At 40.0% G+C, this 14,122-nt stretch carries 12 protein-coding genes and 1 pseudogene; 7 read left to right on the forward strand and 6 right to left on the reverse strand.

Annotated features, from left to right (window positions below; all coding sequences use genetic code 11):
* Nucleotides 1–313: 313 nt before the first annotated feature.
* Nucleotides 314–1,291 (forward strand): carbohydrate kinase family protein, encoded by a 978-nt coding sequence (locus tag AACX33_RS07190; protein WP_193997794.1) that lies wholly within the window; start codon nucleotides 314–316, stop codon nucleotides 1,289–1,291.
* Here AACX33_RS07190 and AACX33_RS07195 read toward each other — a convergent pair.
* From AACX33_RS07195 to sfsA, 4 genes are read right to left on the reverse strand one after another with little or no spacing between them, the layout of a single operon-like run.
* The gene (locus AACX33_RS07195) at nucleotides 1,288–2,052 is read right to left on the reverse strand and encodes an HIRAN domain-containing protein (RefSeq protein ID WP_193997793.1); all 765 of its coding nucleotides are present in this window, start codon (nucleotides 2,050–2,052) and stop codon (nucleotides 1,288–1,290) included. The two genes, AACX33_RS07190 and AACX33_RS07195, sit on opposite strands and share 4 nt — an antisense overlap.
* 2 nt (nucleotides 2,053–2,054) lie before the next feature.
* Nucleotides 2,055–2,948, reverse strand: coding sequence for a HipA-like protein (locus tag AACX33_RS07200; RefSeq protein ID WP_193997792.1), 894 nt, complete (start codon nucleotides 2,946–2,948; stop codon nucleotides 2,055–2,057).
* Between the two features lie 16 nt (nucleotides 2,949–2,964).
* Nucleotides 2,965–3,474: a gluconokinase gene (locus AACX33_RS07205; RefSeq protein ID WP_193997791.1), complete on the reverse strand. Its 510-nt coding sequence runs from the start codon at nucleotides 3,472–3,474 to the stop codon at nucleotides 2,965–2,967.
* Between the two features lie 50 nt (nucleotides 3,475–3,524).
* On the reverse strand, nucleotides 3,525–4,250 hold the full coding sequence (gene sfsA / locus AACX33_RS07210) for a DNA/RNA nuclease SfsA (protein ID WP_193998033.1): 726 nt from the start codon (nucleotides 4,248–4,250) through the stop codon (nucleotides 3,525–3,527).
* Between the two features lie 220 nt (nucleotides 4,251–4,470).
* Between sfsA and AACX33_RS07215 the strand changes: the two genes are divergently transcribed.
* On the forward strand, nucleotides 4,471–5,142 hold the full coding sequence (locus tag AACX33_RS07215) for a 2OG-Fe dioxygenase family protein (protein WP_193997790.1): 672 nt from the start codon (nucleotides 4,471–4,473) through the stop codon (nucleotides 5,140–5,142).
* Nucleotides 5,143–5,242: 100 nt separating this feature from the next.
* Here AACX33_RS07215 and AACX33_RS07220 read toward each other — a convergent pair whose 3' ends face one another.
* Entirely contained in the window at nucleotides 5,243–6,391 is a 1,149-nt protein-coding gene (locus tag AACX33_RS07220) for a DUF711 family protein (protein WP_193997789.1), read from the reverse strand.
* 187 nt (nucleotides 6,392–6,578) lie between these two features.
* On the opposite strand from AACX33_RS07220, the gene AACX33_RS07225 reads away from it, so the two are divergent.
* Nucleotides 6,579–7,844: a tetratricopeptide repeat protein gene (locus tag AACX33_RS07225; RefSeq protein WP_193997788.1), complete on the forward strand. Its 1,266-nt coding sequence runs from the start codon at nucleotides 6,579–6,581 to the stop codon at nucleotides 7,842–7,844.
* 14 nt (nucleotides 7,845–7,858) lie between these two features.
* On the opposite strand, the pseudogene AACX33_RS07230 reads toward AACX33_RS07225, so the two are convergent.
* Nucleotides 7,859–8,095, reverse strand: a pseudogene (locus tag AACX33_RS07230) (hypothetical protein); the annotation flags it as partial.
* Between the two features lie 250 nt (nucleotides 8,096–8,345).
* Here AACX33_RS07230 and AACX33_RS07235 point away from each other — a divergent pair.
* The 4 genes from AACX33_RS07235 to AACX33_RS07250 all read left to right on the forward strand — a co-directional run bounded on the left by AACX33_RS07235 (nucleotide 8,346) and on the right by AACX33_RS07250 (nucleotide 14,099).
* Nucleotides 8,346–9,452, forward strand: coding sequence for a hypothetical protein (locus AACX33_RS07235; RefSeq protein WP_193997787.1), 1,107 nt, complete (start codon nucleotides 8,346–8,348; stop codon nucleotides 9,450–9,452).
* Nucleotides 9,449–12,295 (forward strand): FG-GAP-like repeat-containing protein, encoded by a 2,847-nt coding sequence (locus tag AACX33_RS07240; RefSeq protein WP_193997786.1) that lies wholly within the window; start codon nucleotides 9,449–9,451, stop codon nucleotides 12,293–12,295. The genes AACX33_RS07235 and AACX33_RS07240 overlap by 4 nt, the downstream gene beginning before the upstream one ends.
* A gap of 94 nt (nucleotides 12,296–12,389) precedes the next feature.
* Nucleotides 12,390–13,421, forward strand: coding sequence for an aromatic ring-hydroxylating oxygenase subunit alpha (locus AACX33_RS07245; RefSeq protein ID WP_193997785.1), 1,032 nt, complete (start codon nucleotides 12,390–12,392; stop codon nucleotides 13,419–13,421).
* A gap of 51 nt (nucleotides 13,422–13,472) precedes the next feature.
* Nucleotides 13,473–14,099, forward strand: coding sequence for a hypothetical protein (locus AACX33_RS07250; protein ID WP_193997784.1), 627 nt, complete (start codon nucleotides 13,473–13,475; stop codon nucleotides 14,097–14,099).
* Nucleotides 14,100–14,122: the final 23 nt, after the last annotated feature.

The raw sequence follows: 14,122 nt of genomic DNA on the forward strand, positions 1-14,122 counted from the left end.
TAATTCTAGAAGATTCTTTTGTTGGGAGGAGTTTTAAGTTATGGCAGTCTGGAATTGACTAGATTTTCTTTAGATTTTCCTGTGTTCGTCATACGTAGTTAAAATTAGTTTTTTTTGAAGATTTTTTTTCCAATAAAACCGTAATAATGCATAATTAAAACCGGAAGAATAGGAGGATATATTGGGGATGATAGTAGCAAAAAGTGGTATTTTGTTGAGTTTAGGACTGGCGATAGATGAGTTAAGAGTGTTGTAGCTTTTATACTGGAATTAGTAACTCAAAATCGAAAATCTCAGATTCTGGATTCATGAAATGAGCAATCCCCGTGTTTTGTGCCTTGGTGAAATTTTGTTTGATTGTTTAGCTGACCAATTGGGGCTAACGCTAGAAGAGGTGAAGTCTTGGACTCCTTACCCAGGTGGCGCGCCAGCTAATGTGGCCTGTGCTTTGGTGAAATTAGGAACTCCCGCAGGTTTTATTGGGGCTGTTGGTGAAGATCAGCCAGGGAATGAATTAGTTAAGCTATTAGAAGAAATTGGTGTGGATACCACAGGGGTGCAACGCCATTCTACAGCACCAACGAGGCAAGTTTATGTGGTGCGGGATATGTCAGGCGATCGCAATTTTGCCGGATTTGGTGAGTATGACACTGCTGAATTTGCTGATACCCGCTTACAAGCTGAAAAATTGCCAGAGTCACTGTTTCAAGAGGCTGACTTTTTGGTATTGGGGACTCTGGAATTAGCCTATCCTGAAAGTGAGCAGGCAATTCATCGCACCTTAGAATTAGCAGAAAAATACGACCTGAAGATTATTCTGGATGTGAACTGGCGACCTGTATTTTGGCAAGATGCGGATATGGCGCGCCAAAAAATCCAAGGGATATTGAAGCGAGTTGATTTTCTCAAACTTTCTAAAGAAGAGGCGGAATGGCTATTTGATACCACAGACCCAGGAGCTATTACTTACCGTATGGCTTCTATTGATGGGGTGCTGGTGACAGATGGTGAACATGGTTGCGCCTATTGTTTGGGTGAAAATGAGGGGAATTTACCTTCTTATCCGATTGATGTTGTGGATACAACTGGTGCTGGGGATAGTTTTTTGGCAGGATTTACCCACCAACTAAGTCAACATGGTATTCAAGGTTTGCAGGATGCCGAAACAGCTAAACGGATTGTTGCTTATGCTAATGCTGTGGGGGCGCTGACTACTATTAAACCAGGTGCGATCGCTTCTCAACCGACTGCGGCTGAAGTTGATGCTTTTCTGGCCTCTCATCAAGTTTAGGGAGTACTACACCCAGTGGGGATATCAGCGACAATTTGCTGATACTCCTGGCTGGAAAAGGGATGAAAATCTTCATGCCATTCTGCGGTCATACTACACAACAAACGTAGCTGGAGTGGGGTAGGTGCTGGGTTGACACGTTCAACTTGTACTTTCACAAGTTCTGGATTTTTGTTTTTGAGTTGAAAAACATCATCCACAATGTACCGAGGACAATAACCGACAATATGATGATCCTCAGTACATAAGAGTAAAGCCTTTTGATCGTAGGGATTTTGAAATTCGTGAGCTAAGTATAAAAGTTCCCACGGTTGTAGTTGATTAATCCGTTCAGTTGCACAAGTCGGAAGATGTCTGAGTCCATGTGCAAAAAAATGGATATGGTATAAGTTATTTGCATCTGGCTGTGGATCAGGGAAAACTTCAAAGTTATCTGTGGCCTTGCGTCCACCACTCCGCGAAAGGATAGAAATGGGGTCATCTTCACCTTCAGGAATGTTGAGCCATTCAATATAATTTTTATAGTCTGGGCGAGAATGTCGCTTTAATCGATTGCAGAACAAAGGGAACAGTTCCATCGATGTATATACCTTGTTCAAGTCTGGGAAAGAAAGTAATCCGGGAAACCCATATTGAGCTTGAGCTGCTAATGCACCTTGTGTATAAACAAATTGATACTGTTTACCGTCAAAGTTTAAACGCCCAATGGGAAACCAAGCGCGAGTATTGGGATCTTGCCAAGCTAAAAATAATCTTTTCATATTCAGGTGTCCAGCAGTTTTAGCAATCTATTTTGATTAAATTTCAATATTGTTTGGGCAAATTCAATTGCTGTTGGTGATATGCGATGAGATGGTATGCGTTCAAATAGCTTTAACGTATCATTGCTGGACAACCTTGCTAGTTTCTCTAACCATACCCTGGCAGCTTCTGGATAAAGTTGTTGGACTTCACGAAAAGCATCAAAAGTTTTCAGAGGTTTTTCTCCTCCAGAACTAGGATAAATCAAGGAACGACACTTTTCGGCATAACCTGTGACAGATTTATTGTTCAGCTTCAAGCGTCTTTTTTCATCGGACATTTCTCTACCAATGCTAGAAGCGTGGTCATAAGTTGGGGCTAAATGAATCTTCTCGGCAAAAATTATGTATGCCCAGTTTTCGTGATGTCTATCAGTATTGCCTATCCAAGCATCTAAAAGTAAATATCCCACAAAAACTTCTATTGCCAGGCTAATTCCTGCTGGTAGTATGCAGTCAAGGGGTAAATTGACCGAGCCACTTTCTAAAGCGTTAGATATATTTTTAATGGTGTGTTTAGTCAGGTCTTTAGAATCTTGTGGATAATCGGATACTATTGGAGCCAGAATTTCATTCCCCAGAGTTAGGATTCCACGTTCAGGTAAAAAACAAGGCGTAATAATGCCATTTTCATCATTAAATGTGGCTAATTCATAAACAGCATGGGGTAAGTCCAACAGATTACACAACTCAGATGCTATCTTTTCCGACCAGTCCTCACCTGTGTTTTGTCTGGTTTTTTTGTACAGGTAAGGTCGATTTTGATAGCGAAACCAAAACTTCTCTTTTGTTCCTAAATCCTCATCAGCTTCAGGTGCATCTGGCGGAATCTTCATGATGGGAAACTGTTCTGTCATGCTTGAAATCGCCTACCTAAAGCCCTAGAACCGTTTTCAGGTTCTGCACAATTAATTGCGGTGGCTCAGAAACATCTACAAAAATGGCATCATCCGGCTCCTCAAGGGCATCTAATTGGCTGTTGAGGAGTTTTTCTGACATAAAATGGTTTTGCCGTCCGATGAGTCGCTGTTGGAGCAAATCTAAATTGCCGTGGAGGTAAATTAGCTGGATGCGTTCGCCTCCGGCGGGGCTTTGCCCATCGCTATCTAATACTAAATATTGGCGATAATCAGCTTTGAGGGCGGAACAGGCTAAGACTATATTGGCATTTTCTTTTAACCATAGTGCGATCGCTGTTTGCAAGTCTTTTAGCCAAGGTTTTCTATCGGCATCATTGAGGGGAATACCTAGCCGCATTTTTTCGATATTATCTAGGGAGTGAAAGTCATCAGCGTCTTTAAATTCCCAGTTTAAGGCATCGGCTAATAGTTGACCGATGGTGGTTTTTCCGGAACCGGAGACACCCATGATGATTATGATCATTGTTTTTAACGCAGAGGGGCGCGGAGATAAGCGCAGAGGTACGCGGAGAGTTAGATTTTGAGTTTTGCTAAACCTAAGTAGCGTATGCCTTCTGGTGAGATGTCAAAACGGCAGGGTAAGACTTCTAAGCCTAGTGCGATCGCACTTCGTAATAGTTTACCATATACTGGGTCTGTAATATCACCAGGGGCAAACTCAGTACAATCACCCCGGTTGATGAAGTACAACATCACTGCACGGGTTTGGGGTAGGAGTGCGGTTAATTCCCGTAAATGCTTTTGTCCTCTGGTGGTTTCGGTGTCTGGAAATATTGCTAAAGTTCCTTGCGCCCAAGTAGTATTTTTTACTTCTAAATAAATTGGGCGTTCTGCGTCGCTACCTGTCAGGAAAAAATCAACCCGACTTTTTTTATCTTGTCCATAAACTACTTCACTTTTAATTTGGCTATAGTCTCCCAATTCAGGGAAGAGGTATTTTGCTAATGCTAGTTTTATGATGCGATTGGGTAACATGGTATTCACTCCTACCCAAGTTGGCTGGTTATCTTCTACCTGAATCAATTCTAAGGTGTAAGCCAATTTGCGCTGGGGGTTATCACTTTTAGAAAGTTGTACCGCACTACCAAGAGTAGAAACTCCAGTCATCGGCCCTGTGTTGGGACAATGTGCTATGACTATTTCGCCAGAATCAAGTTGAACATCAGCAAAAAAACGCTTGTAGCGCTTCAGTAATATTCCCGAATATAGAGGTGGATACTTGTAAAGCCAGTCAATCATCATCAAACCTATATGCTGTTAGTGAATATACATTGATTTTTTACTCATTCGCCCTTATCTATAAATATCTTTCCCAAGGTGAATGAATTACATATCATAATCTGTCAATTTCTGTAGTCAATTTGACGACAATTTAATAAAAAGTCGCATACACTCAGTAATATAAGCCTCTCATCAAGGAACATGGGGGAGGATTGAAATGTGTAAGCAGGTAAATCCTATGCAACAAGTGTGGGAATCAACAGAATTAGAATATGCTTTTTTGTTTATTCTCAGAAAAGTAAATTCCATAAATCCCGAAAATTTCAAACCATTTTTTAATCATCTCCCAGATGATCCTTATATCAAAGGTAATTATCGTTCCCGACGATTATCTCGGTTCATCGCTACTGAGGATAAATTAATTAAATTACCTCATGGCTACCTCTTCCAAGGGAAAGACTACAATCCATTATTGGGAGATATTAAAAGAGAGTTTGCAGAATTAGAAGATGAACTTGTAGAACTGAATAGTTTTAAAAATCTGGTTTTAGCATTTAGTGATTCCTGTAAACTTCACCCCGAAGCAGAAATAGGAGTTCATCAAATTAGAACCATTTGTTCCCCTAATAACTTAGGAAATCCAGCCCCCGAAGGTATCCATCAAGATGGAACAGACTTTATTGGAATCTTCGCTGTGAATAGAGAAAATATTCAAGGTGGAGAAACCCACTTATATACAGCAAAAAAACAGAAACCAGTATTTAGCAAAATCTTAAATCCCGGAGAACTATTATTAGTCAACGACCATGAATTTTTCCACTTTACCACACCCATCAAACCACAGATAGAAGGACAAGGAACCAGAGATGTTTTTGTCTTAACCTCTCCCAGCTTATTGATAGATTATTAATCCCATTCTCTCTCTTTCCTTCTTCTTTCTTCCTTTGTGTATTTCTCCCAAAGGGAGAGGCTAGCGCCAAGGTGTACTTGGCGGTTCGTTTCTCCGAAATTCAATCCACAGCAAAAACGTGACAATCCACAAGATAAGGGGAACTGAAACTAGTCATTTCCCCAGCTTGTTTATTTGGAATCGGAAATAATCTAGCCGATAAAGGCTTATTCAACTTAATAGCTAAAGTAGACAAATCTATTAATATAGCAGCAATCTTGTCAACTGTGATATCACCAGGAATTGGAACCGTATCCAGCCCACAACCACAAACAGCCGAATATAATAATAAATGAGTAAGATCATAAGTTTGCTCATTAGCCCTAGTAGCTAGACCAACATCTTCGCATACTGGAAGCATCAAACCAGAGTAACCGCAGATTTTTACAGAAACACTTTTTAAAACACGAGTTAGCATTCCCGAAATTGCTAAAGTTCCTGGATGTCCAAACTTACCAGACATGATTTTTTCATAAGCAAAAGCAATACTATTTTCTTGATCTAAAGATGGTGCAAGAGACGTATCAATGCCGTTATATTTTACCCCAAATTTTAGAGCTATTCCTTCAGCAATTTTAGCAACTTTAATTAATTCTATTTCTAAAATTGATTGTAGTTCCTTCTCTGCTGATTGCAAATTACCAGCTTGGGAAAATGCCTGCATGACTAATTCACCCAATTCTAAACCAATCCCAAAAGAAGTATCACCGACATGATATGCTGTAGGAAAAAATGGGATTCCTGGCTGGCAGTTTGCCCATACACAATAGCGAAAGTTACCATAGCCATTTTCGCTTTCTTCGGAAATGCGTTTAATAGTTTTAGCAGATTCCCAAGCATTTGGAAAGTTGATACCTGTTCCTCGGTTACCAATTTGGCTGGAACAGTAAATAATGGCTGTAGATTTAATAATATCGGGAATTAAGGCTATGGTTTCCGGTTGGTTAGCATAGCCAATATTGAAAAAGTTGATATCTAGACTTTGACAGATTTTTTCTAAATTTTGAATTTCGTGAAGAATGTCAATTTTTGATAAGTTTAATAAATATTCTTCCCATGAGTTGGTGGTAATTCTGGTGGTTTGCACTTCATAACCTTGTTCTTCAAAGATTTCTTTTGCTTGTTGGTTAAATTCATGGGCTTGTTTGATTTTATCGGTGCTTTGGGGAGATGTAAGTGTGATTCCTGTGGTGATGGTTCTAATTTTCATTGCATTGATGTATGGATAACCTTTTAAACTCTTCTTCTGCGCCTCTGCGTGAGTTAAATTTATATCTTAATTGAACCGCCAAGTACGCCAAGACGCAGAGAGAAGAAATAAATTGAGATTGGGGAATTAGCTAAATTTACAATGAATATTTAACATATAAGTGGATGTCTATCTGGTTGATTTAACTATGAGTGACGAATTTTACAATCAAGGACTGAAAAAAGCTAAGGAAAAAGACTACGCTGGCGCTATTGAGGAATTTAGCCATTCTTTACAATGGACACCTTATTTTGCTGATGCTTTTTTACAACGGGGTTTGGCTTATTATCACTCAGGGGCTATTCATCAAGCTGTTTCAGATTATACCGAAGCAATGAAATTGAATCCTGGAAGTATGGAGGCGTATTATTGTCGGGGTTTGGCTAGGGTAGAACTGAAAAATTTACCGGGGGCTTTGAATGATGTGGACAATGCGATTCGCCTCAATTACCATTATGCGCCTGCTTATGATCTGCGGGGGATGATCCGGCGGAAACAGGGTTTTATTTCCGATGCGATCGCAAACTTTAAAAAAGCCGCAGAATTATATTTAGCACAGAAAGACGCAGCTAATTGTCGTCTGTGTATGGAAAAAATTACACAGTTACAACCACAACCAAAGCCAGTTGTACAATCAAGTAGTTCTACTAATGCGCCGATCTTATCGACCAACGCATATTTTACCCAGCTATTAGAAAAAGCCGAAACAGGAAATACCCGTGAGGCGATCGCTGATCTAAACTGGATATTACAAGCTGATCCGCAAGATGCCCAAGCTTATTGCTGCCGTGGGGTGATACGCTGCAAAATGGGACAATATCAAGATGCGATCGCCGATTTTAATCAAGCATTATCTCTTAATTTTGCAGATGTGACTGTTTATCGCAATCGCGGTAAAGCCCGTTCACTTTTGGGAGATCATCAAGGTGCGATCGCTGATTTTAATCAAGCCATCAACATTCAACCCCAGGATGCCTTAGTATATACCGCCAGAGGTAACGCCTACAGAACATCTGGCAATTATTTAGAAGCAATTCAAGATTACAGCCAAGCATTGCAAATTAATCCTGATCATGCCCCAGCTTACTACAATCGTGGCATTGCCTATACTTGTTTAGAAGAAATGCAAAATGCTGTTACAGACTTTCAGCAAGCGGCGAGTATTTTTTGTGAAAAAGAAGATTGGGTAAATTACCATCAAGTATTAAATAACCTGAAAAATATCCAAACACCCTCTGAGTCAAAACAGCAAAACTATAGTTTGCTGCGTCAGCGACTTTTACGCATGGTGGGAGGATATTGGGAAATCGCCCAACGATTAATTGATCAAAAACAAGAATACAATCCGGGGATGTCAGATGATTGGTATTTGCAAAAAGTTATCGATGATTTAGAACGCGATCGCGGGAGGTAGAATTAGTATAATTGTCAGTTTTCAGTATTCGCCTGTGCAGCAATTCGGACAACTTCTACATCAACATTGAGTTGTTGAGCAATTTGTTCTATACTCATCCCTGTTTTTAGTAACAGTGGCACTGCTGCTTTCAATACTTTTTCTCTACCCTCAGCTTTTGCTTATTGATAAACTCTTGTTTCCTCTAAACTCAATCCTAACATGGCTTCCACTTCCTCTCTATTCAAAGACGACAACTTATAAACCGCAATTATTTTATCAGTAAAGTAATACCATTGCTTGTAAAAACTGTGTTGAATTTTCTACTTTTCTTCTTTCTTTCTTTGTGTACTTCTCCCAAAGGGAGAGGCTAGCGCCAATGTGTACTTTGCGGTTCTTTCCTCATACAAATACACCCTTGTATAAACGGAATTTTTTTAAACGAACCACAGAGACACAGAGATCACAGAGGAAGAGAATAAAGAGAAATGTTCACATCTTATCTAGGATGGCTATATCTAAATGAGTCAATTTGAATTTGCCCTCGCTACCCCAGAAGATGATCCTGCACTCCGTCAAAGAATGGCGATGGATAGAATGGAAGGCAATATTTCTGTTAGCTTTCGCCGAGAACCAAATTATTTTTCTGGTTGTCAAATTCAGGGCGAAAGTGTACAAGTTATTAAATGTACTGATAGTCGAACTGGTGAGATTATTGGTTTAGGTAGTCGGCTGATTAATCGCGCATTTATTAATGGTAAATTAGACAAGCTGGGATATTTAGCAGACTTACGTGTAAACCCAGATTATCGCCGAGGAACTCTGTTAGCAAGGGGATACAAATATTTTCAAAAGTTACATGAAATAAATCCCGTTTCTTTATACTTTTCGCTCATTTTAGAAGAAAATGTCCAAGCGATCAAAAATCTTACAGGTGGGCGGGCTGGCTTACCGCAATATCATGATATGGGGCGAATTTACTCCCCAGCCATACATCTAGATTTACCAAAGCCGGAAATTAAGCTGACGGGGGTAAGTTTTCAACGGGGAAAACCAGAGATGCTACCAGATATTTTAGCATTTGTGCAGAAATGGCGATCGCAAAAACAATTTGCACCATACTATGATCTTGCCGATTTTCACAGTAACAGACTGCGGGGACTCAAAGCCGAAGATTTTTATCTGGCAATACGCAATCACGAGTTAGTGGGAACTATCGCCGCTTGGGAACAGCACACCTTCCGCCAAACTCATATAGAAGGCTACAGTCCCCAATTTGCCAGGATGCGGTTTTTTTACAATCTGCTTTCCCAAGTCACACCACTTAAAGCCTTACCGTCTCCGGGTGCGATGGTACCTTACTTTTATTTAGCATTTGTGGCGATCGCAGACAATAGCCCAGAGATATTTCGCGCCTTACTGCGGCAATTATATCGCGATCGCTATCAAGGTCCCTGGCATTACTTTATTGCCGGATTACACGCAGATGATCTGCTAACATCAATTCTTAAAGAATACCGAAGAATTGACGCAGGGGGCAGACTATTTGCTATTCATTATCCAGATGGTGCAGCATCGTTTCATCAACTTGATGGACGAGTCCCTTGTGTAGAAATAGGTGCAGTATGAATATAACTACAATTAAACTAGAAAATTTCCCATTTCATTGGCAATGGGAGCGTAAACCTAGTTTATCTGACCCAAGACTAGCAATTTTAGGCATATTAATTTCTTATATTATTTTAGGAATCACAGTTTTAGGATTTAACCGTTCTCCCGCGCAAATCTTATTAATTATTAGTGCGGCTTGTATATTCGATATGATCCTGCACTGGCTATTTAAACAACGCCAGTTACTATTTCCTTTAAGTGCTGCCATTACAGGTTGTTCATTAAGTATTTTAACTAATTTTGCCCATGCTTCTTGGTTACCATTAGTACCTGTTTTCTTTGCCATTTCTTCAAAATATCTGTTCACAGCTAAAGGAAGACATATTTACAACCCAGCATTATTTGGCATCACTGCGAGTTTATTACTAGGAAATGGCTTAATTAGTGCCGCACCCGCTTATCAATGGGGTGGTTCTATAGCTATAGTTATCTTTATTATTACAGCCGCCTTACTACTATTTGCCTTAAGGATTAACCGCACAGCTTTAATCATTTCATTTTTGTTTTTCTACACCTTACAATTGTGTGTTCGTGGCTATTTGACACAGCATTTAGTCCCGCCTGAAACCATTGTCATGGGGGCGTTATCTTCCCCGGCGTTTTATTTATTCACATTCTTTATGATTACCGACCCAGCGACATCACCCAAGACCAGAAAAGGTCAAATTTGGATGTCGTTGATTATCGTTCTCCTGGATTTATATCTCCATAAATTTGAGAGTTTGTCAACATTCTTTATTGCAGGGTTTATTTACTTTAGTGGGCGGTTAATTTGGTTTAAAATTCAGGAAATTAAAGATTTAAGAACCTTAAATATTAATCAAATATTTCATCCTATCTATCGTTGGACTTTAATCACCCTCATCGGTTCCAGCGGATTTTGGGGTTATCAGCAATTAGTTGCAGCCAAAGATATTATTCAAACAGATTTTACCTTTGAAGAAATTGCCGCCGATGCAGCCGGGATTTCTACCCACAAAAGTGAGATTTTAGAACAAATAGATCCCAGATTACAACATATTGGGAAATGGTTATTATCGGTAGGCGATGCCGTAGCCGTAGCCGATGTAGACCAAGATGGATTACAGGATATATTTTTAACTTATCCTCTTAAAGATAACAGCGATCGCGCCGCTTTATACCTCAATCAAGGTAACTTTAAATTTACCCGCTTACCCATTCCCGCCTTAGATGAATTAGTCAATCATCAAACCACAGAGGGCTTACCCTCCGGCGCTTTATGGTGGGATTATGATAACGATAGCGATGCCGATTTATTCTTATCAGTCGGCTATGGAAAATCACGATTATTACAAAACCGCCTGCGAGAAGAATGTCCATCTCAAAAACAGCATTGTCTACCCAAATTTGTTGATGTTTCCGCAGAATTAGGCATTGATGACTATACAATTAGTCTGACTGCCAATGCTGTAGATATAAATCGAGATGGCAAATTAGATTTAATGGTTGGTAATGCCATGAATCCATTATTACCAGGTTATGAAAAACCTACTTACTTGAATATATTCCAGTTACCCCAACCAGAGTATGACAATGACCGCCGGATGATGAATGTCATGCATCGCACTTGGCATGATGCAGATAATGGAGGAGAGAATTTATTTTATCTCAACACAGGGAATAAATTAGAAAAACAAGATGTCAAAGCCTTAGGACTCGATGGAAATCGCTGGACATTAGATATAGGAACAGGAGATTTAAACGGCGACGGCTGGACAGATTTATATTTAGCTAACGACTTTGGCCCCGACCAATTATATATTAATCAACAAGGTGAAAAATTCGACCTAATCCGGGGGAAATTGGTAGGTAAAATCAGTCATGACACCTATAAAGGGATGAATGCTTCCTTGGGAGATGTCGATAATAATGGACAATTAGATATTTACGTTTCCAACGTCCATGAAAAACTGCAAGCCGAAGGTAGTTTATTGTGGATGAATAGCGGAAATGTCGATCAAATTGGCGAAAAAGCATTTACCGATGCAGCCATGAAACACAACATCCTCAACGAAAATCGGTTTGGTTGGGGTGGGGCGATGGGTGATTTAGATAGAGATAGCAAATTAGATATACTCCAAGCCAACGGCATGGTAGATAATAGTTATGACCGCCCACTTTCCGAAACCAGAAATCAAAGATTAAAAGGTAAAATTACCACGCCGCACTATTTCCAAAATGTCGCATCAGAAAGGAAATGTGCTGATTTTTGGTATTGGAATTCGCAAATAGCCTTAACAGGTCCAGATATTCACGGCTATGCAGACAGATGGGCTGATTTACGCGACAGATGTATTTTTCCCTATGAACAGAATCGAGTATATCTCAATCAAGGGAAACGTTTTCTTGATGTCGCTTCCCAAGTGGGTTGGAAAGAATTAGGAAATTCTAGAGGTATTGCATTAACAGATTTAGATAATGATGGTGATTTAGATGCTTTAGTTACACATCAATTTCACCCAGTATCAATTTATCGTAATGATTCAGCAGCAAAATTATGGTTAGGGTTAGATTTAGCTGGTAATGGTAAAACTTGTAATCGTGATGCTGTGGGTACACAAGTAATTATTAATTCAAAAAGTGGTAAACAATTACGCGAAGTGCAAGCATCAAATGGATTTTCTGCCCAAGGTGATAAACGTTTATTATTTGGTTTAGGTAACTCTCAAGAAGAGACAATTCCAGTAGAAATACATTGGTGTGGAGACGAAAATATTCAACATCAACAATTACAGCTTAATCAATATCATCATCTTATACAACCAAATAAACCAGCCTAAATAATTTAGTATTTCTTTATTTATCGGGAGTTAAAAATTTCATCTCTCAAACTCTTACCCTTTGCGTCTTTGCGCCTTTGCGTGACACAAAATTATGTTTATCGGTCATCGTTATTGGTACATAGTCTGTCGTTCCCTGGAACTGAAGCAGAAACCACTCAGCGCTACAATTGCATCTATCCCCGTTGTTATATTCCGCACTGCATCGGGTAAAGTCGCAGCCCTCGAAGATAGATGCGCCCACCGACACGCCCCTCTTTCTGCGGGAAAAGTATGTCAAGAATCTATAGAATGTCCTTATCATGGCTGGCAATATAATACTGATGGCATAGTCAACAAAGTTCCAGCTTTACCGCCAGACTGTAAAATTGCCAGTAACTTAAGTATCAAAAAATATCATTGCTTAGAACAAGATGGCTATGTCTGGGTATGTTTAGCTGATACACCCGCTACCCCACACCCTGTAAAATTCCCCTATTTAGATGCACCAGGGTGGACAAGCTTTCGCATGAAAACGCGGTTTTTAGCACCTGTTGATGCTTGTTTAGAAAACTTTCTCGACTGTCCTCATGCAACTTTTGTGCATCGCTTTTGGTTTCGGACTCCCAAAGCTAAACCTGTAAAAGCCATTGTCCAAAGTTTAGCAGATGGTGCTGTGGCTGAATATTTAGAGGAACCGCGCGAAAGCGCCGTGGTTTGGTGGCTTTTAAGTCAAAAACGCACCCAAATGCAACATACCGACCGTTTCATCGCGCCTGCGACCAGTCGAGTTGATTACATCTTCTCCGATGAACGTCATTATATTATCACTTCCTCTTGTACACCGATAGGCGATCGCCTAACCGAAGTTCACACCGTTATTAGCTTTCGAGTCCAACCCATAGGATGGTTAATCAAACTCTTTTTCGCACCCCTATCACACTTCATCATTCAACAAGACGTAAAAATGATGGCATTGCAGCAAGCAAACATCAACCGCTTCCCCACAACCAACTACAAATTCACCCAAGCCGACTTACTTTTACCCTACATCCTCAAATGGCGACAAAGTGACAAATGTAACGAAAACAGCGACTCACCCCCACCACCCGCCGGCATAGAACATCATATAGATATGATGCTTTGACACTCTTCCTCTGTGTTCTCTGCGTCCTCTGTGGTTCAAAAATCAAAAAATATGCTCAAACCACTCTACTATTTAATCATCATTGCCCTGACAACCAGCGGGACAATTTTTTATAACTTCCAAAACTCTCACCACGGCTTAGGTGGTTCCATCGCCTTACCCAAAATTTTTTGGCTTGGTTATGCCTTGTGGTTTTGGTATTTTTTACCCCTTTTAATTGCTATAGATAGCCGAATATCCCATAAATGGCGGCGATTATACTGGATTGTGTGGTGCAATATGGCACTAAGAGCAGTAGTAGAATTAGGGATGATGTACTTTGGTCATAACTGGCATCCATATTATGGCATTGCCCATGATTTATTCAGCGCAGTTTTGATTTTGGGATTAATATTCACAGCCACAACCCAAACAGATATTGATCAAGCTGTTTCCTGGAACTTCCGCATTATGGGAGTCATGTTTCTCATAGAAGCATACTTTGCATATTATATGTTAACTAATGTGCATTCGGACACAGGAGCAGTATACTTTGTCCCAGGGAAACCAGAATATCAAGGCATCATGCTGATAACTTGGTTGGTAATCCTAGCATTAACTGTGCAGCAAATCATTTTGGCGAGAAAATGGCTTTATCTCCCCCCAGAAATTGACAACCCGCCAGTAACTTCACACTAAATTATGGGAGTCAATATTGAGAC

The organism is Nodularia sp. LEGE 04288, assembly GCF_963896525.1.
Classification (GTDB): Bacteria; Cyanobacteriota; Cyanobacteriia; order Cyanobacteriales; family Nostocaceae; genus Nodularia.